This window comes from Trichocoleus sp. AS-A1 (genome assembly GCF_039962015.1).
Classification (GTDB): Bacteria; Cyanobacteriota; Cyanobacteriia; order Cyanobacteriales; family FACHB-T130; genus FACHB-T130.
Genome location: NZ_JAMPKG010000013.1, coordinates 69554 through 88675, shown reverse-complemented (window position 1 = coordinate 88675; position 19122 = coordinate 69554). Strand labels below are relative to the sequence as shown.

Annotated in this window: 19 protein-coding genes and 1 pseudogene; 11 read left to right on the top strand and 9 right to left on the bottom strand. The window is 46.9% G+C overall.

Features of this window, described 5'->3' with window-relative positions:
- Positions 1-256 precede the first annotated feature (256 nt).
- Complete coding sequence (locus NC994_RS12335) at positions 257-673, top strand: hypothetical protein (RefSeq protein WP_190414425.1); 417 nt, start codon at positions 257-259, stop codon at positions 671-673.
- Positions 674-677: 4 nt separating this feature from the next.
- Positions 678-1937 (top strand): glutamate-5-semialdehyde dehydrogenase, encoded by a 1260-nt coding sequence (locus NC994_RS12330; protein WP_190414424.1) that lies wholly within the window; start codon positions 678-680, stop codon positions 1935-1937.
- A gap of 81 nt (positions 1938-2018) precedes the next feature.
- On the opposite strand, the gene NC994_RS12325 is transcribed toward NC994_RS12330, so the two are convergent.
- Positions 2019-2870: an acyl-CoA desaturase gene (locus NC994_RS12325; RefSeq protein ID WP_190414423.1), complete on the bottom strand. Its 852-nt coding sequence runs from the start codon at positions 2868-2870 to the stop codon at positions 2019-2021.
- Between the two features lie 172 nt (positions 2871-3042).
- On the opposite strand from NC994_RS12325, the gene NC994_RS12320 reads away from it, so the two are divergent.
- On the top strand, positions 3043-4272 hold the full coding sequence (locus tag NC994_RS12320; RefSeq protein WP_190433375.1) for a methionine gamma-lyase family protein: 1230 nt from the start codon (positions 3043-3045) through the stop codon (positions 4270-4272).
- A 61-nt stretch (positions 4273-4333) separates the two neighbouring features.
- Here NC994_RS12320 and NC994_RS12315 read toward each other — a convergent pair whose 3' ends face one another.
- Complete coding sequence (locus tag NC994_RS12315) at positions 4334-5536, bottom strand: Coenzyme F420 hydrogenase/dehydrogenase, beta subunit C-terminal domain (RefSeq protein ID WP_190433373.1); 1203 nt, start codon at positions 5534-5536, stop codon at positions 4334-4336.
- Between the two features lie 265 nt (positions 5537-5801).
- Between NC994_RS12315 and NC994_RS12310 the strand changes: the two genes are divergently transcribed.
- Both NC994_RS12310 and NC994_RS12305 read left to right on the top strand, forming a co-directional pair.
- Positions 5802-6020 (top strand): hypothetical protein, encoded by a 219-nt coding sequence (locus tag NC994_RS12310; RefSeq protein ID WP_190433365.1) that lies wholly within the window; start codon positions 5802-5804, stop codon positions 6018-6020.
- A gap of 83 nt (positions 6021-6103) precedes the next feature.
- Positions 6104-6286 carry a hypothetical protein gene (locus NC994_RS12305; protein ID WP_190433364.1) on the top strand — a complete coding sequence of 61 codons (183 nt, stop codon included), beginning with the start codon at positions 6104-6106 and terminating at the stop codon, positions 6284-6286.
- Positions 6287-6343: 57 nt separating this feature from the next.
- Here the strand turns inward: NC994_RS12305 and NC994_RS12300 are convergent, their stop codons facing one another.
- Positions 6344-7492 (bottom strand): GerMN domain-containing protein, encoded by a 1149-nt coding sequence (locus NC994_RS12300; RefSeq protein WP_190433362.1) that lies wholly within the window; start codon positions 7490-7492, stop codon positions 6344-6346.
- Positions 7493-7855: 363 nt separating this feature from the next.
- Between NC994_RS12300 and NC994_RS12295 the strand changes: the two genes are divergently transcribed.
- The 3 genes from NC994_RS12295 to NC994_RS12285 all read left to right on the top strand — a co-directional run bounded on the left by NC994_RS12295 (position 7856) and on the right by NC994_RS12285 (position 11323).
- The gene (locus NC994_RS12295) at positions 7856-9241 is read left to right on the top strand and encodes a 16S rRNA (cytosine(967)-C(5))-methyltransferase (RefSeq protein WP_190433360.1); all 1386 of its coding nucleotides are present in this window, start codon (positions 7856-7858) and stop codon (positions 9239-9241) included.
- A 72-nt stretch (positions 9242-9313) separates the two neighbouring features.
- Positions 9314-9736, top strand: coding sequence for a TerB family tellurite resistance protein (locus NC994_RS12290; protein ID WP_190414416.1), 423 nt, complete (start codon positions 9314-9316; stop codon positions 9734-9736).
- Between the two features lie 336 nt (positions 9737-10072).
- On the top strand, positions 10073-11323 hold the full coding sequence (locus tag NC994_RS12285; RefSeq protein WP_190414415.1) for an S-layer homology domain-containing protein: 1251 nt from the start codon (positions 10073-10075) through the stop codon (positions 11321-11323).
- A gap of 315 nt (positions 11324-11638) precedes the next feature.
- On the opposite strand, the gene NC994_RS12280 is transcribed toward NC994_RS12285, so the two are convergent.
- Positions 11639-13138: an ATP-binding protein gene (locus NC994_RS12280; protein ID WP_199299500.1), complete on the bottom strand. Its 1500-nt coding sequence runs from the start codon at positions 13136-13138 to the stop codon at positions 11639-11641.
- A gap of 443 nt (positions 13139-13581) precedes the next feature.
- Between NC994_RS12280 and NC994_RS12275 the strand changes: the two genes are divergently transcribed.
- Positions 13582-13902: a DUF3155 domain-containing protein gene (locus NC994_RS12275; RefSeq protein ID WP_190414413.1), complete on the top strand. Its 321-nt coding sequence runs from the start codon at positions 13582-13584 to the stop codon at positions 13900-13902.
- Between the two features lie 164 nt (positions 13903-14066).
- On the opposite strand, the gene NC994_RS12270 is transcribed toward NC994_RS12275, so the two are convergent.
- From NC994_RS12270 to NC994_RS12260, 3 genes are all read right to left on the bottom strand, one after another.
- A complete protein-coding gene (locus NC994_RS12270; protein ID WP_190433355.1) occupies positions 14067-14600 on the bottom strand; it encodes a cofactor assembly of complex C subunit B in 534 nt (177 codons plus the stop codon).
- A 100-nt stretch (positions 14601-14700) separates the two neighbouring features.
- Complete coding sequence (locus NC994_RS12265) at positions 14701-15054, bottom strand: PadR family transcriptional regulator (protein WP_190414485.1); 354 nt, start codon at positions 15052-15054, stop codon at positions 14701-14703.
- Between the two features lie 188 nt (positions 15055-15242).
- Positions 15243-15836, bottom strand: coding sequence for a hypothetical protein (locus NC994_RS12260; RefSeq protein WP_242028912.1), 594 nt, complete (start codon positions 15834-15836; stop codon positions 15243-15245).
- A 136-nt stretch (positions 15837-15972) separates the two neighbouring features.
- Here NC994_RS12260 and NC994_RS12255 point away from each other — a divergent pair, with 136 nt between their 5' ends.
- Positions 15973-16566: a DUF3611 family protein gene (locus tag NC994_RS12255; protein ID WP_190427300.1), complete on the top strand. Its 594-nt coding sequence runs from the start codon at positions 15973-15975 to the stop codon at positions 16564-16566.
- A gap of 135 nt (positions 16567-16701) precedes the next feature.
- A complete protein-coding gene (gene serS / locus NC994_RS12250; protein ID WP_190433353.1) occupies positions 16702-17994 on the top strand; it encodes a serine--tRNA ligase in 1293 nt (430 codons plus the stop codon).
- Between the two features lie 259 nt (positions 17995-18253).
- On the opposite strand, the pseudogene ribH reads toward serS, so the two are convergent.
- Together ribH and psbZ are read right to left on the bottom strand one after the other, a co-directional pair.
- Positions 18254-18727: pseudogene (ribH, locus tag NC994_RS12245) on the bottom strand (6,7-dimethyl-8-ribityllumazine synthase); the annotation flags it as partial.
- A 125-nt stretch (positions 18728-18852) separates the two neighbouring features.
- Positions 18853-19041, bottom strand: coding sequence for a photosystem II reaction center protein PsbZ (psbZ, locus tag NC994_RS12240; protein ID WP_190414408.1), 189 nt, complete (start codon positions 19039-19041; stop codon positions 18853-18855).
- Positions 19042-19122 lie beyond the last annotated feature (81 nt).

The window sequence follows — 19122 nt, the reverse complement described above, 5'->3', positions numbered from 1 at the left end:
AAGAAGTAGCCTTTCTTCAGGCGTAGGTCTTCAGAGGTAGAGAGGATAAATCTGATTATCTATAAGTCGGAGCATTTCTAGGCAAAGGTTTACAGTGTTAAAATTCGCCTAGATTGTCTGTGTATTTAAAGGCATTCAGTCGTACCTAGTCCGAAGAAAGGCGGCTACTAGGTGCAAACTAAAAAAAGTCTAACAGACGAACCCGGTTCCGAAAATCTTAAGTTGACACTTTCATATCTTTGTTTAAATAGCGCTTGTGCCATCTCAGAAAGATCAGAAGATTGACTTAAATAACGATTACCCGTGCCCATGCCGACGTAGAGGGCGTTTAGTACCGATTACGCTGACAGAAGCGTTTGGCTGCGATCGCTGTCAGCAAATCTTCGTGGTTGAAGAGAGTGGGTATGCGATCGAACAACTGTCTACAAGCTATCCCTACAAGCGCTCGTGGCGGTGGACGGGTCATCGCTGGAGTACTGCTCATCCAGGGCTTGGGGACAGCTACCTACCTGTTTCCTTAGGAATCATTGCGGTGGTACTGATCGCAGGGCTTTGCTTAGCTCAGATTTCACCTCCCGCCCCTCCTGGTATCATTATTGTGCTGTGTGCGATGGTGAGCGTGTTGGCGCTATTGGTGCCAGCGCTGATCATCTGGCTGACTCACCGACGTTAGCCCAATGGCAATCAACGATATTACTCCGACCCCCGACCCAATGAACGCTGTTCGTCGCGCTTATGAAGCTTCCCTGGAATTGGCAACTACCAAGGGAGTAGAGCGCAGCCGTGCTGTCGCCGCAATGGCGCAGGCACTTCAGAGATCCTTAGACGATATTTTGGAAGCAAACACCCTGGATCTGGAAGCCAGTCGCGAAATGGCAGCACATGAGCTGATTTTAGATTGGCTGAAGCTGACACCTGAGCGGCTGCAAACCACCATCCACATTTTGCAACGGTTAGCTGAGTTGTCCGATCCGATCCGGCGGGTGATGAACGCGACTTATCAGCTAGAACACTCGCAAACTTACTCCCAGCTAATGCCGCTGGGGGTCATTGCATTGATTTACGAAGCCTTTCCGGAGCTAGGAGCGATCGCTGCCGGGATGTGTCTGAAAACTGGCAACAGCCTGATTCTCCGAGGTGGAAGTGAAGCTAGCCACTCTAATACGGTCATTGCCCAAGTTTTACAATCAGCCTTAGAACGAGCAGGTATGCCACCGGGTTGTCTGGAGCTACTACCATCAGAGCAAGGCGCTTCCATTCGGGATTTAGTCATTCAAGACCGATACATTAATTTGGTGATTCCCTATGGTCGCCCTAGTTTAGTCCAAAAAGTGATCCAGCTCTCAACTGCACCCGTCTTGAAGTCGGCGATGGGAAACTGCTACCTCTATTGGTCGCCTACGGGTAGCTTAGAGATGGCTCGGAACGCAATTTTAGACAGTCATCAAAGCGAGCCAGACCCTGTTAATGCGATTGAAAAGGTTTTGATTCATCCAGCTTGCAAACCTTCTTCTCTAACAATGCTTTGGAACAGTCTTAAGGAAAAAGGGTTTCAACTCAGAGGAGATAGGGATTTGGTGACACAATTTCCAGATTTGAAACTAGCTGATGAATTAGAGTGGAGTCAAGCCTATCTTGATAAGATTGTGGCTTTTAAACTGGTAGAGAGTATCGAGGAAGCCATTATTTGTATTAATCAATACAGCAGCGGTCACGCCGACTGTCTAGTTTCTGAATCCTATCAAGAAAGCCGCCAATTTGCTCTCGGCGTTAATAGTGCCTCAGTCTATCTCAATTCTTCTCCCCGATTTTCGCGTAACCCCAAGGGCGGAGACTCCTTATTTCTGGGAATGTCTAACCAAAAAGGACATCGCCGAGGGCCGATTGGCTTAGAATCTTTTACCACCGTTAAGCACGTCGTGCAGGGACACAACTAAAAAGGCAAAAGAGAGAAGGATGAAGGGAAAAACTGCTTCATCCTTTATCCTTCTCTCCGCTTTCTTTTGCCTTTTTACTGTTTATTGTTTACTTTCTTCGACCAGTTTTACCTTTGAGGCTAAACCGAGCGACTGAAGAAATTGAATGGTCATCCACGTTAGGTCAATTTCCCACCACTTTAAGCCATGTCGAGCGGAATATTGAAAAGCATGGTGGTTGTTGTGCCAACCTTCGCCATAGGTGAGTAAAGCCACCCACCAACAATTAGTCGAGCGATCCTCAGATTCGTAAGTGCGATAGCCAAATTTATGCGTTGCACTGTTGACAAACCAAGTGCAGTGAAACACTGCAACGATCCGAACAAAAATTCCCCAAACCACAAAAGGCCAACCGCCCAAGGCGTAAAGAATTAAACCTAAGACAACCTGAATGGGAATGAAATATTTTTGTAAAAACTGATAAACCGGATCGCCAGAAATATCTTTAGTAACCCGAGGGATGTCTGTATCCGCAGGGTTTTGATAAAGCATCCAGCCCATGTGACTCCACCAAAAACCTTTGTTGGAATCATGAGGATCTAAGTTTTCATCCGAGTGCAAATGATGGAGGCGATGTATGCCTATCCAGTTAATCGGACCTCCTTGGCAGGAAAGGGTGCCGCAGAGAACAAAGAAGTATTCTAACCACTTAGGGGTTTGGAAACTACGATGCGTTACCAGACGATGAAATCCCAGCGTAATTCCCAAGCCACCCGTTACCCAGTGGAAAAAGACGGCGACACCAACCGCAGCCCAACTGAAGTTACTGGGAAATAGGGCGAAAAGCGCTGCGATGTGTAACGCAGCCATGTAGATAATAATGACCCAATCAGGACGGAGAGGCGAGTCTTGTCTCACCTGTTCTTGATCTTTAGTTGTGGTCGCAACAGTCATGCAGTAACCTTGATAAAAATTGTGCAGCCCAACCTGCTATTGGATTTGGGATTTTGATCTTGGTCTTGTAAGGGCGGCTTGTTTGCCCTGCTTTTACTGGAAATGCAAATTTTTACATTGCCAAAAGCTCCAAAATCTAAAATAAATAAGAAATCTCTTTCTCCAGGTATTGATGAACAGCTTTCAACAGCTACAGGAAGCAGAAAAGGTACTGTTTCCGATTTTTTCCGCAATTGACGCAACAGTCAAGCAAAATCTTAAACGAGTGCTGGAAGCCTTTCGTCACCATCGGGTGGGGGCGCACCATTTCGCTGGTGTCACCGGCTACGGTCACGATGATTTAGGGCGTCAGACGCTCGATCGGGTATTTGCGGACGTGATGGGTGCCGAAGCTGCTGCGGTTCGAGTGCAGTTTGTGTCCGGTACTCATGCGATCGCCTGTGCCTTATTTGGCGTTCTTCGTCCTGGAGATGAAATGCTGGCAGTGGTCGGTGCCCCCTATGACACGCTAGAAGAAGTTATTGGTTTGCGTGGGCAAGGCCAAGGCTCCTTACTTGATTTTGGCGTTAGTTACAAAGAATTGGCTCTTACGGAAGAAGGAATTATTGATTGGCAAGCGCTGGCGACAGCAGTTAGCGATCGCACTCGTCTCGTGTTAATCCAGCGTTCCTGCGGCTATTCCTGGCGTCCCAGTCTTTCCATTACCGACATCGAAAAAATTGTTTTCCTGGTCAAACAACAAAATCCCAACACAGTTTGCTTTGTCGATAATTGTTATGGGGAATTTATTGAAGAACAGGAACCTACCGCTGTCGGTGCCGATCTAATGGCTGGCTCTTTGATTAAAAATCCTGGTGGTACTATCGTAACCGCTGGCGGCTATGTTGCGGGGCGGGCAGACTTAGTAGAAGCCGCCGCCTGTCGTTTGACGGCACCAGGAATTGGCAGTAGTGGTGGTGCCAGTTTCGATCAACATCGCCTGATGTTCCAAGGATTGTTCCTCGCACCACAAATGGTCGGGGAAGCCATGAAAGGGAATCACCTGACGGCTTACGTTTTCGATCAATTGGGTTATGCAGTGAATCCTTTACCAATGGCACCCCGCCGCGACGTGATTCAAGCCATCAAATTGGGTTCGCGTGAGAAGATGATTGCCTTTTGTCAAGCCATTCAACAGCACTCGCCTATCGATTCCTATGTCGATCCGATACCCGGTGATATGCCGGGATATGAGAGCCAGCTAGTGATGGCTGGAGGTACCTTTATTGAAGGCAGCACCTCTGAATTGTCATCCGATGGACCACTACGAGAGCCATACGTTGTATTTTGTCAAGGGGGAACCCATTGGACTCATGTAGCGATCGCTCTTGAAGCCGCAATTGAAGCTGTGGGGCCAGCTTAGAATAATTTCGCGCCAAGACGCCAAGAAAAACTTTGCGCTTTTGCGTCTTGGCGCGAAACCTTCAAGATTCCGGCAATTTATACTGCCCGACAATTCGCTTGGCATATTCTGGTACGTGCGCCTCTAACTTCTCCGGGTGATTGCGCTTCACATACAAATAATTGCGGGTGAAGTGGGAATCAATTGAGAAACGGGCATACTCTAAACCTTTGGGGCCAATTTTTTCAATCACGACTCCCATCAGCTTTGCCGCCCACATCGGGAGAGTAACGCCTTTATCGTAAGCGGGAATACTTTGTTGTACCGCTTCTTTGCGGTTTCCGTGGGACATCACTGGCTGCGTGTCTATCTGATCTTGCACCAAATCCAGCATTTCTTTGCCAGTGTCATTCCGCACCACAATCCACTGCCAGCCAAAGGGTGCGCCCATATAACCTACGACTAAATCTGCCAGAGAATTCACATAATCAAAGCAGCTCATACAAGAAGGAGCGAAAACATCCTTTAACTGGTTTGTCTTCAGTCCAAAGAAAGGCACCATTTCCGTAGAGCCATCTTCATGCTTGAAGTGAACCCGGAAATCTTGCATAAACTCGTAATGCACCACTGTATCCGGGGAACGGCTAGTGGTTTCCAAGAATTTTTGCAACCCGGCGCGGTTAACATTATCGACACAGGGCGTACCCAAAACGTAAAGCTTTTCTAATCCCAGTTCCTTCTCAACGGCTCGTAATGCTTGAATTTGGCAACCAACACCAATTACCAACAGCCGCTTCATCCCAGATTGCTCAATTTGCTCCAATACCGAAAGATTAGGCGACAGCGTTGGTTTATTCACCCGCGCTGCCAGAATTTCTTCTGGCGTACGAGCGATTATCGGCATCGGCTGAAATCTGTCTTCCTTAGTATTCTGGACGCAGACAACACCCTCAACCATGCCGCGATTGAGCATTTCAATGGCAATGGTGCTGACAATTCCCGTCCACTGCGCCCCCTCGATTGGCTCAGTTTTCCGCGCCGCCATCATCTCTTGACTAACCCCAAAATACCAATCATCGGGATTATCCAGATTGCGGCTTCTTCCGTGGATTTCTTGTTCTAGTTCCGTTATCTGCTGATTAAGAAATGCACACGCTTCCTTGACATAGTGAATATAGTATGTGTCGCACAGCCCACACTCGCTACAGAGTTCTTTAGCAGGGCGACGGCTAAAGGGTTTGAGGGCTTTGGCTTTTTTGTGATTTGCGGAATCTACTGAGGTCATTGAAAATCCGGTTGTTAAACTGGTGCAAATTTTCTCACGATACCTTATAGATTAGTGCCATGACAGCCTACCGACGCATTTAAGTTTTGCAAGTATGCCTCATCGAACAACTCATTTGAACGAATACTCGAAAATTTACTTAGATATTTTGGCTATTTACAAAAACTTTATGCAAGAATTAAGCACAATCATCAATCAATTAAATAAACAGCTCGTGCTAAGAATTAAGAAATAAGAAAAAATATCAGACAAGGAGAAAAGGACAATGTCTCGGAAGCCTAAGAAAGATAAAGCCAAAGAAGCTGCAAAACTGACTGCCTGTGCAGCGACAGGAGCAGCAATAGGTGGTGGTGTTGCTGCTACAGTTGGAGGCATGGGTTTAGCAGTAGGTGGAACTGCTTTTGCTATTGGTGCAGCTCCCGTTGTAGCTGCTGGTGCAGTATTTGGACTCGCTGCTCGTGGTTTGAAGAAGGCATTTGATTAGGGTTTAGATAATAGATTAGAGAAAAAAAGAACATTTTAGTAAATTTATAGCCCTTCGGTGAGATAACCGAGGGTTTTTTGCTAATGTATTTCCATACTTTTCCGAAAAGCACTCTATTTCAACTGAGGGCAAATGGGGAAAAATGGAAACGCGATCGCTCTTTATTTCTCTTCCTTCGCGTCCTTAGCATCTTCGCGGTTCAACTTCTTAAATCTTTACTTTTGGCAGATGGGAAAAAGCGCGATCGCTCTCCCACCTTCCACTAAAACGCGAAACCCAGCTAGTTTTGGTAGCTGGGTTAACAAATTTACACTAAAACCCTATCAACCAGGGCGAACATCAAGACAGCCTTCTGCATAATTAACTTCTGGAACTTTACCAGCAATCATGCGCGATACAGTCTCGCCATTCGGAGAGACAAAAACGAGACGGAAGTCTTTGTTAGCAAAGCTGCTTGGTTGAACGACCCAGGCTTTACCTTTTTCGCTGTTGAGAAGACGACTTACCTGAATTTGTCCGGGATAGGCAGACTTAATCGTGCTTTCTGTATCGTCAACTTTGATACCATGAACAGTGGTAATTTTATTGGTTTCAACTTCTACCGTAGCGATACGACCTTGAGTGACCATGAAAGTAACACCCTCAGGCCCATTTGCTGGCTTGTAATAGTCACAGACGCGATTGGGATTTTGCCGGGATGGCACGATTGGAGTCCCAGCAACGCCTGATGCCTCAGCAACAGTCATGTTAATTTTAACTGACCCAAGTCCGTCAATCGATAGCCCCGATTCAGTTGTCAGTTTTTCGGCTTTCTTTAGACAAGTATTCTCGCCACTTTGATCGTTTAAGCATTTGCCGTTTCTATCCAGAATAATAACTGAGTTGACAGTTGGAAATTGCTTAAGGGTGGTATTAATAGAGAATTTTTGACGAGCATCATCTCCAGTACCTCCTGAAATTACCGACTTACAGAATTTCAGTTTAGCAATTCCATTCGTGATGGAAATCGTAAAATCTTTGCCGCAGTTGGAACTGCCCTTGAATTCAATAGGGTCGATTAAACCACGAGCTTTTTCCTGACTTGTAGGCCCTGCGATTAATTGCTCAATGGCAAACTGGGCTGTACTCGGACTGTTTGTTGTTCGCCAAACTGGCTCAACATAAGTGAAATCTTGCCCGCTTTGGGGGTTTTTAGGAAAAAAGACTTTTACCTTTTTTGGAGTTGCTTTCACCGGCTCGAAGCTGCTTTGAACAGCTTGTTTAGTTTGAGCGGTTTTTTCTGAAGAAGATACCTCTAAGCTTGATTGGGGCTGAGTTGGTTCGGTCGAGGGTTTGGTTGATGATTCGGTTACGACTTTGGGTGTTTCTGAGGAGGGTGCGGCATCTGTAACTTGAGTGTCACAAGCACTGATACCCGAAACTATTAATAACAAGCAAAAAGAAAATAAAGCTGATTTACGGATGCGGTGCATTTTGTTTCTGAGATGGATGAATGACTAATTACTTACGTTCTCTACTGTATAAAACCGTCAGCAGAAAACTGATGAGGTGGTGTGTCAATACTTGGAGTGACATTAAGTGGAAACAAGCCCTTGTGAGTTGTTTCCAGAAAAAGCACAGACGTTCTGTCAGGGAAAAAATAGGGTTTGACGGACTAAGAGAAGTTTTCTGAGTCTCCTGAAGCCTTCTGGCGGTCGCTGGGACAATTAAGAGAGTGACACAGACAGTTGAAGAGAACGTGTAAATCGTTGTTTCAATGAAGACGTAGAGAGACTGCTGAGTCAAACTGAGACAGCAATGCTTCCAAATGCATCTGCTAACGCATACTATTTAGTATGCAAAATCCTCGTCAAATAGCATTTCTGGCACTTCGGGATGTCCACCGTAAAGGCGCTTTTGCTGACGTGGCACTCGACCGACTGCTGCGCCAAGCAGACTTGAGTGCTACCGATCGACGGTTAGTGACAGAGTTAGTTTATGGGAGTGTGAGAAGACAGCGATCGCTCGATGCACTCATCGACCATCTAGGTAAAAAGAAAGCCCACCAACAACCCCTAGACCTCCGCGCAATTCTGCATCTAGGCTTATATCAACTTCGTTATCAAGACCGAATCCCTGTGTCGGCAGCTGTGAATACTACCGTACAATTAGCCAAAGAAAACGGATTTTCTGGGCTTTCCGGCTTTGTCAATGGTCTATTGCGACAGTATATTCGTCTAGCGGAAAGCAAAAAGCCGGGGAACCGGGGAGGAGAAGTTCAGAACTTAGAATCTGACCTGCTACATCTGCCAAAAAACCCAGTTGAACGATTAGGCATCTTACACAGCTATCCCGACTGGATTATCGAAGTATGGCTAGAACGTCTGGGTTTAGAAGAAACAGAACAGCTGTGTGAATGGATGAACCAAACACCAGCAATTGACTTGCGGGTAAATCCCCTCTGCGCTGAGATAGAGAAAGTTGAGGCAGCACTGCAAGCTGCGGATATCTCAGTTAGTCGGGTGCCCCATCTACCGCAAGCTTTGAGGCTAACTGGTGGCACAGGTGCAATTCAAAATTTACCTGGTTTTAGCGAAGGTTGGTGGACGGTGCAAGATAGTAGTGCCCAGCTAGTCAGTTATCTGCTAGATGCCCAACCGGGCGAAGTAGTCATTGATGCCTGTGCAGCACCAGGGGGAAAGACAACGCACATCGCAGAATTAATGGAAGATCGGGGAACTGTTTGGGCGTGTGACAAGACTGCTTCCCGTCTTCGGAAACTGCAAGAAAATGCCAAACGGTTAAGCTTGCACTCGATTCAAATTCAGGAGGGGGACAGCCGCAACCTACCCCAGTTTATCAATCAAGCTGATAGGGTATTACTCGATGCCCCCTGCTCTGGACTGGGGACGCTACATCGTCATGCTGACGCCCGTTGGCGGCAAACTCTACAGACAGTTCAGGAACTTTCAATTCTGCAAGGCGAACTATTAGATCGAGTGGCTACCTGGGTTAAACCGGATGGAATTCTGGTTTATGCAACTTGTACCTTGCATCCATTGGAGAATGAAGGTGTTGTTCGCGCCTTTTTAGAGCGTTACCCCCAGTGGCAGATTTTGCCCCCCAACCCCAATTCACCAGCGGCAGCTTATACTACCCCTGCTGGATGGATCGAAGTCTGGCCCCACCGGCATCAAATGGATGGATTCTTTATGGTGCGGCTACAGAAGAAAAATAGCTAAACCTCTATGGTAGTTGTGGTTGCAGAAATCTGTTGATGGATTAATCTGTTAGGGGAAATAAGGGAAAAGCCAATGGTAGCCAATTCTAGTGTTAAACAGCTTGTTAAAATTCTCATCGGTGCAGCTTGGATTGATGGCAAAATTCAGTCAGAGGAACGGCAATATCTTCAGCGAGTGGCGAAGGAAAAGGGCATTGCTGACGATCCGGAGATTCAGCCTTTGTTGTATGAACTCGTCGCTGTAAGCCCAAGCGAGGTCTACAATTGGGTGCAAGATTATTTAGGCGATCGCCCCAGCACCGACGATTACCAGCGCCTCATCGAAGCCCTCAGCGCTTTAATTTATAGCGATGGCGAGGTAGCGATTGAGGAAGCTAAACTCCTGACTCGATTACAGCTTCTAGATCCCAACAGTGCCTCTCAGAAGTCAGCCCCTAGTCCTGTCCTCAAAGCGATTCAAAAACTCTACCGTCGGTGGGTTGACCATCAGAACTAGCTTTAAGACTAATAGATAAAGACCCAAATTTTGACATCATCATTCCACAAGTTAGGGCAGGCTACACATAGCGTGCCTTTTTTTTGTATTCCCAATCTATATTGTGATCGGCTTCTAGAGGTTCCGGAAGCCAATTTTTTCTACAACAAGCAACTATTTTTGCAAAATATGCGTCTTTCCTTCTTAGGCAGTCCAGAACTTTCTGCTGAAACTGTCTATATCTCTATAATCTGTCACGGCAGTAAATAAATTTGTTGAGATTGAAATTTCTAGGAACCTATCAGGTAATCTTAGGTCTAAATAATCAAAGGAATGCGAAAAGTGGAGAAGTTCTCAATGTCTAACTTAAAGCGCTTGAAATCTGGAACAGCTTTACTACTAATGCTGGGAATGTCGGCAGGTTCGATGGCTCCCCTAGTAGAAACAATTATGTCACCGGCACCAGCTGTTGCTCAAGCTATCAATTTTAGTGATGTATCCTCAAGCTACTGGGCTGCTAGTTTTATTCAAGAACTGGCACAACGTGATGTAATTGCCGGGTTCCCCGATGGTACGTTTCGACCCAACGATCCGGTGACTCGTGCCCAATTCGCGGCGATGGTTCGTAAGGCCTTCAACAAGAATAAAATCCGCAATGCTGTTAATTTTGTGGATCTTTCATCGACCTACTGGGCATACTCGGCTATCCGTGAAGCTTACGAAATGGGATTTTTGTCGGGTTATCCCGGTAACGTCTTTAGACCTACACAAAATATTCCCCGCGAACAAGTTCTAGTTTCCTTGGCGAATGGCTTGAATTACACTGCCAGCAATCCCGTATCGGCTGATTTGCAAGTGTATAACGATGCTTCTTCCATCTCTACCTATGCTCGCAGTAGCATTGCTGCGGCAACAGAAAAGAGCATTGTGGTGAACTATCCGACTCTCCAGACGCTGAATCCAACTCGGAATGCCACCAGAGCGGAGGTAGCAGCTTTCATCTATCAGGCATTGGTGAGTTCTGGACAAGTAGCGGCAATTAACTCGCCCTATATTGTCTCTCTCAACGACACACCGCCAGAGGACACGACAGTCGCGATTCCGGCTGGAACCACCATCCCAGTTAGGTACGAGAAAGAAAAAATTCTGGTTACAAAGGACGAAAGGGCACCGCTGACGCTAACGGTGGCAGCAAATATCACCACATCTGATGGAACGGTGCTAATCCCCTCTGGAAGCCAAGTGGTCGGTGAACTGCAACCGGCTCAGGGAGGCTCTCAGTTTGTGGCGAAGGAACTGGTTTTCACGAACGGTCAACGGGTGGCTATCGATGCTACTTCTCAAACCATTACCAAAACCGAATCCGTTACCAAGGGTACTAGCGTTGGTGGGATCCTCAAGAATGCCGCATTAGGTGCTGCTGCTGCTGCTGCGGTTTCTGCTGTGACGGGTGACAAAGCGATCGCTACCGAAGAAGTCTTGGGCGGTCTGGGAATTGGTGGACTCATTGGACTGTTCCTCGGTCGGGATAGAGTCGATCTGATTGCGATTGACCCGGATACGGATCTGAATCTGCGGTTAAATGATGAGTTAGTGCTAGAGCAGTAATATTTGCAGAATGAAGCGTGCAATTCTATTTGACTGCTGATTGCTTCATTCTTTAAGCAGATAGGCACAAAGAAATAAGCATTTTCTAAACCCGGTTTCTAGAAGGAACCGGGTTTTTAATTCTAAATGGCGTCTTATCGCAATCCTATTTGAGTTGTGAGATGCCAGCAGTTCAGATGCCCGACTTCTCCAAGAAGTCGGGCATCTCGTCTTCACGAATCATTGATGAGTGCTACCATGCAGACCCATCGCCCCAGATAAGTAATCGTATTACCAATTACCAGCTCAAATACAAATAAATGGAAGAGCAACTTATCAAACTTCATCTTCGCCCTTTAAGGCTTCAGTTAGTAACCAGACAATAAAGGTCGTTCCGGGTCCTTGAGTGTGGGGAATACTGCGATCGAGCCAGTTGCGTTCGGCGGGGCTAATGACTTCAATTTCGCCCTGCATTTGTTCTACCAAATCTCGCGCGATCGCTAAACCCAATCCACTCCCCGGAATCTCAGTTTCTGCCTGGACGCCTCGGTAATGTCGCTCAAACAAATGCTCTTTATCTTGCACGGGAATGCCAGGGCCAGTATCGCTAATTGCGATCGCCTGAAAATCTCCTTGAGAAGTATGTCGTCGATTTCCTGCCTGAATGTAAACTTGCCCACCCGCCGGGGTATATTTCAAAGCATTGTCAATCAGATTGCTTAACACTTCGCGCAGTACTTTGGCATTGGCTTGTACTGGCGGCAAATTCGGAGGAATTTCTGCTAATAAAGCCAGATTTTTTTCTTGGGCGATCGCGCTGGATGTCACCACTAGCGGTTCCAAAACTTTCGCCACCGAGCAGGATTCCAACGCCAGCGCTCTCGTCGGAATTGTCTGAGGCTCCAATCCCAAGGGAGAGTAGAGATTTCCTAAATCCTCATCTTTTGGGGGAAGCGGGCAAGACGGGGCAATCGGCACGGGAACTGCATCGTAAGAACGATCCGCGATTTGCCCGTACAAAGGCACTAACTCTCCTTCGTCCATATCCACTGCCCGATCGAACTGTAGAAGCAACTCTTGCAAGCGATCGCTTTCACGCACGATGCTGTTAGCAACTTCGCGGTTCGCATCTCCGGGTACCAATCGTCTGAGGAGCAACTTGCCAAACGTCCGTAAGGCGGTCATGGGATTGCGAAACTGATGTATCAGATCGTCCATGAGATCGCGCTGTTGAGCCTGAAGATGACGTTGCTGACTCAGTTGTTGCTCAAACCATTGGGAACGCCGATCCAGAATACAAGCGCTCGCCAGTGTATCGGCAATCCGTTCAATCGCGGTTCGTTCCCGCTGGTTCCAAGGTCTATCTTCACGAGCTGTCACCAGCAACCCCATCACCACACCTTCATGCAACAAAGGCACCACAATTTGGCGCGAGGAGCTACTCAGGTCAGCATCGGCGAAGAGCGATCGCTGGAGGGGCGATGTCCCCGCCTTTGCCTGCAATTCATCAATCGTTTCTTCTTTCCCGACTTCAGCCGCCGATTCCGTTGAACCCGTCTCAGAAACCGCATCGGACTCCTGAGGAACCGGAGATGCCGCTGACAATAACCGAGGAATGGATGCCAACGGTCGATCGGAAAATCCCAAAGCCGAAATCTCATCCGTTTCCCATTCCACCGCTGTCTGTGGGTAAGCAACAACCGGCCTTAGCTTAGTTGGGACGCCCTCTACCAGTTCTTCCGTTAAATACACAACACTCAAGGCAGCTTCCAGTCCTTGAGTTAATAGTGCTACTTGTGATTGGCACAAAGTTATGAATTCTGAACTGGTAGACATAGACACATTCGCTTATACTTGGGTACTTGACAGCGAGGAAAATTGCATTCATCGGATCGGGTTTTCTTCCGTCGATCCTGACACGCAATTGCGCTGAAGCGGCAAAGATCGTGCAAAGACCGCATTTTTGTTTCTTTTTATTACAAGAATTTTAGCGAGCTTTCATGATAGTTTGGTTACGAAATTGCTTCCAAACTGGCTAAATTTTGTCAAAGTCGAATAAATATAGCCCTTTATACGCTATATCTAGGCTTTAGTTTGGACAAGCTTGCATATATAGCGTCTATTGCCCGTTCTGCTGCTGTCGATTTTAATTTCTGAGGTCTGTAATGTTTGTATCAATCGGTAAAAAGCGGTTGATATTTTGAACTCAAACCGATATACTTGCGACGGTTTTTGTATCTATCATTACAACTGTCAGAATTAAAGGGGAGGTAAGGAGGTTGGCTAGAAGACGCAAGCGGAAAAGTCGCCGTCGCCAGGAAGGACGTAGAATTTTAGAGCATGTCCCTCAGTATAGTATTGAAAGTGGCGAAGATAAACCAGTCACCGCCGCGCGAAAGTTTATTCAAACCGAAGGAATCCTTCCGCCTGCTTTGCTGCTCGTGAAGCGGAACGAACACACCACAGATCGGTACTTTTGGGCGGAAAAGGGGCTATTTGGTGCCCAATATGTTGAAGAAAATCATTTTCTGTTTCCTAGCCTTAGGATAATCGACAATCCTGTGGAAAAGCCTACCCTCGCCGCTGTTCGTAGCAGCTGAAGTTTTAGGCATTAAACGTGAAAACTCGGTTATAGGGGCGGTTCGCGAACCGCCCCTATTGTTTTATAGGAGGAATTTTGAATTTTTCCTTCTAATTAAAATTCTTTTGGATTCACAAACTGACCAGGTTTTGGAATTTTTTAAGATTTTTAGCCAGAGAGTTGTCATTCGCAAGGCTTTAATTGCAGTTCCTGTTGCAATTGAGCCAATTCATCACGATGGGCGATGACAGTTATTAAACTTCTAGTCTCTTTTTCGACACCTGCAAATGTTTCCACCTTCAGGGAAACTTGTTCGCTGCGTCCAGCTTTTTTCCAGTAAAAAACGCCAGCGGCTGGTGAAAGGAGAACCAAACCTAGGAAAATTTTAGCGAATTGGGGAAATAGGATTGCTAAAACCAACGCCAAACAAAGAAAGCCACAAAAAGCTAATAAGCTCAGAAAAATTGCCAAAAACCAGCTGGGGCGGACAAAGCCTTGGAATGTAACTTGATTTTGCTTTGCATCCACCGCCGCAATCCGGTAAGCACGCCGATCGAAATATTGTTGCAATTGAATTAAAATTGATTCTTCTGGTTGCTCCGCAATCAGTTTCACTTGTTGCGTTCGATCCTTAGCGGAGGCTCGGATAAAGAAAAATAGACCGACTGCTAACAACAGTGTTAGCAGAAATGTTGAAGAGAGAATTGTCGTATTCACGAATTTCTAGATAGGACAATGGAAAATAGGCTCTTGTCCAAGAGATACAAGATCGCCTATAACCTATAGCCTATCGCAAGAGAGCTTCTTTGGGATTGGCTCAGATGGCTTGAGATTCTCTCATTGTGTATTCATCCCAAAGGCGAGCTAGGTCATGAGCCTGTTCCAGACACTCTGGGCGAATTTGATACATTCGACGAGGTCTTCCTCTCCCTTCCACTTTTTTCCAATACCCTGTGATAGCGGCTTGGTCTTCCAGAAATTTTAAGGCGCTGTATAAGACGGTATCAGAAAGCCGATAGGTAGGATATTCACTCTCTAGTCGCCCGATGAGTTCGGTTCCATAGGATTCTCCACTCATCAAAACTGAAAGGACATAACACACCGCTAGTTCCTTGTTGAGATAAGTGGGAGGAGGGTCTTGAAAAAACTGATAAATATCCTCAAATTTCATCTGCATAATTCACTGAACTCCCAGCCAAACAAATTGGATTAGGATCGGTTTCCCCAATCTAACGATGCCTTTATCAATCAGAAAACACACCCCAAACAAGGCTGCTATCACTGGTGTATTAAGACCGCGAACGATCAAAAGCAGCGCGTGATGTCAGCTGGCAAAATGACAGAACGATACCATCAATTTTAGACACTCAATTCTGGGTTGGCCTGCCAGACTTCACGGATGATTTTGCCATCCTTATCAAATTGCACCTGGTAGGAAAGCGACAGAACAACAGGGGTTCCGTGCTTGGACTTGGCATAGATCGTGATGACTGCTTCGACAGCGCGATCGCGTTGCTGTTGTTTTACAACCTGGAAATCTTGAATCTTGTACTTCGAGAAGAATTCTTCCCAGGCTGGGTAGATGGATTTCCCCTGATAGACTTCGTCCAGAACGCCATAGGAGCGCATTAAAATGGCATTGTCACTGTATTGCGTGACTGTTCGCTCCGGGTTTTCCGTAGCGATCGCTGCCCAATGTTTTTGCGCTACCGAAAGCGGTTTCGGTATCACCGTCCTTTGATAGGCTGCCAAACTACCTACCAAAGCAACTGCATAAGCGACGGAGAGTAAATGCTTCCTGAGATTTGGTTGCAGGAATTTCATCATGCTGCTTCCACTTCGAGAGGGTTGCTCTGGAAATGGCAGGCCGTCATCAAAGCCAAGTAAATTAGAAGCCTGCTCTCGAAAGAAAGACGGCTCCATTGGGTTAAAAGTTCTCCAGAGGTTAAACATCTTTGAATTTTGCTGCCCCATTGCCTCAAACTGGTGGTTAGGAAGATTACCGTATAAATTTGGGATTGCATTACTTGTTCAACAAAACGCTCTGTTTATAGATAAATCCGGAATTAAACCGATTTAAAATCAATTTATGCGAGAACAGTTCGATTCATCTCCCGTTCCTTCAGCTCTACAGCGAATCGCTGGCTCTTTTCGGATCGCTGGCTGGGCTGGCTTCTGGGTTCAGTTAGTCCTAGCCGTTGTTTCGAGCATAATTTTCTTGTTTGCCATCCCCGCCGCCCAGCCGCGTGCCAGTGGCGCTGCCGCTGCTAGCCCAGGGACGGGTGGCAGTATCTTTTTTGCAGTTTGCGGTCTTTTAGTGCTGTATTTCAGTGTTTATCAAGCTTGGCGTTACACCCGTTTGGGCATACAGCTAAAAGATCCTAATCCCAACCTCCGCCCGAAAAAGGCAGATACGATTAAAGTTTTAAGGTTTGGATTACTCGTTAGTTTAGGGGGATTATTATTAGCAGTTCTGGGCGCAGAAGCGATTACCGGCACTCTGCTGGCAAAGTCGCTGGCTCAGGCTCAAGGTGGGGTAGCCATCTACGATCCCCAATTTATTAATCGGTTGATTCAACCTTTAGATATTTTTGTGGTGCTGGCGAATACACATACAATTACCGCTCATTTTGCCGGGATTGTTGTTTCCTTGTGGTTGTATAGTCGCATCAACCGACAGTAATGGAGGCAAAGGGTCGAATTGCGGCATCAGCAAGTAAAGAAGGCTGAGAGCGCATACAGACTCTCGGCTGTATCATCGCGATCGCGCGATCGCAGTGTATTCTGATTAATTGGCAAAAAAAGCTGGAAAAAATCTGTGCTAGACCTCAAGCAGATACGGGAAAATTCAGAAGGTGTACAAGAGCGCCTGAATCGTCGCGGGATCGGGCAATATGACCTACAGCCGATTTTGCAGCGCGACCAGCAGCAACGAGAACTAGAAGCAAAGCGAAGTCAGCTCCAAGCTCGTGGGAACGAAATCGGCAAATTAGTTGGTCAAAAAATTAAATCGGGTAGCGATCCCAACGGCTCAAAAATCCAAGCATTGCGGGAAGAAGGCAACCAAATCAAAAACCAGATTGCCGAACTTGAACCCCAGGAAAGAACCCTGAAAGCCGAGTTAGAAGCGCTCTTGTTATCGTTTCCTAACTTACCCAGTGAGTCCACACCGATTGGTAAAAGTGAAGAAGAGAATGTAGAAGTCCGCCGCTGGGGGGATGAATACTTGCCTCAAAACTCCGAAATTCTCCCTCACTGGGAAATCGGCGAACAAATGGGAATTCTCAACTTTGAGCGCTCTGCGAAAGTTGCACAAAGTCGTTTTGTCACGCTAATTGGTGCTGGTGCTGCCTTAGAAAGAGCTTTAATTAGCTTCATGCTCGACCAGCAAATCGCTGCTGGATACGTAGAAGTCATTCCCCCCTTTCTGATCAACAGCGAATCGCTCACCGCCACAAGTCAGCTGCCCAAATTTGCCGACGAAAGCTTTAAATGCGCTCAAGATGACTTGTGGCTAGCTCCCACTGCTGAAGTGCCGGTGACGAATCTCTATCGAGACGAAATCTTAGAGGCGTCGCAGCTGCCTATCTATCACTGTGCCTATACTCCCTGTTTTCGCCGGGAAGCAGGTAGCTACGGACGAGACACGCGGGGGCTAATTCGACTGCACCAGTTTAATAAAGTCGAGTTGGTAAAACTTGTCCATCCCAATAACTCAGCCGCAGAACATGAATCGTTGGTACAAAATGCCGAGGCAATTTTGCAGGCATTGAAGTTGCCTTATCGCGTCATTGAGTTATGCACTGGGGATTTAGGGTTTGGGGCAGCAAAGTGCTACGACCTAGAGGTATGGCTCCCTTCTGCTGGGAAATACCGCGAGATTTCTAGCTGCTCCGATTTTAAGGATTTTCAGGCGCGGCGCGGCAGCATTCGTTTCAAAGAAGCTGGAAAAAAAGGAACCCAATTTGTCCACACGCTGAACGGTTCCGGATTGGCAATTGGGCGCACGATGGCAGCGATTCTGGAGAACTATCAACAACCCGATGGCACCATCAAGATACCCGAAGCGCTGCAACCTTACCTAGGACGAGAAGTGCTAGGGCAAAAATGAAGGATGTTCGGCTTTGCCCTTCCCAAAGGGTGGCATGAAAGACGAGAGATCAGTTTTCCTGACTTCGCAGCTCTGGGCGGGAAAACCCCGCCCCAGCTCTCAGCGCACCCGACTCACAGTGCAACGATCAAAGAGAATCAGATGCGTTGCGCTCAACTGCTGACTCTGGAGAAATCGCCAGGTTCGGCGAAACTGGCAGTGCTTGAGTAGTCACTGTATGAACCGCATTGTTACCGTAGGATGCGCCACCGGCATTCCCTTTGAGCTGCTGCATCAAGCTTGCCATCTCAAGAGCATTCATCGCATAGCCCCAGCCGTTGTTACTCTTGATGCCAGCTCTTTCCAAGGCTTGTTGCATCGTATCTACTGTCAAAATGCCAAAAATGATCGGCACACCCGTTTGAAACCCAGCATTGGCAATCCCCTTGGAGACTTCCGAGGCGACATAATCAAAATGGGGAGTTTGACCCCGAATGACTGCACCCAGGCAAATTACAGCATCATATCGGCGCGTGAGTGCCAACTGGTGAGCCACCAAAGGCACCTCAAAACTCCCAGGAACCCAAGCATAGTCCACTTGAGTGCCTTGAGGGTTGACATCGATGCCGTGGCGTTTCAGACAATCTTGACACCCCTCCAATAGTTTAGTCGTCACCAAATCGTTGAAGCGACCGATGACGATCGCAAACCGTAGGGGTTGAGTCTGAGTAAACGTTCCCTCGAAAACTGCCATGATTTTAGATATAAGAAGCTTTTTGTCAGTTGTTTTGAGTCATCAGTCATTTGTCTTTAGTCCTGAGTCGGGTGCAGTGGACTGATGACCATCGAACCCTGACCGATGACTGACTCTGACTATCCTTAAACTACCAAATAGCTTAGGGCACCTGTCAGAAATACCAGAGCAATCCAAACTCCAGATCCTAAAAGAAGGAGGCGCTTAGACTGATCCCAGTTCTGAGGAGTGGCATAGGCAACTGGAACCCCAATGACCATGACGAATGATAAAAAGACTAAAGCACCTAGTACCAACTGAAATAAAATTGTCATTTTCTCTTCTCCCAAGACAGCAATGGGCTGGATAGAAATAGTTCAGCCGCAATTCTATACAGTAGTACCGTATCAAAAATC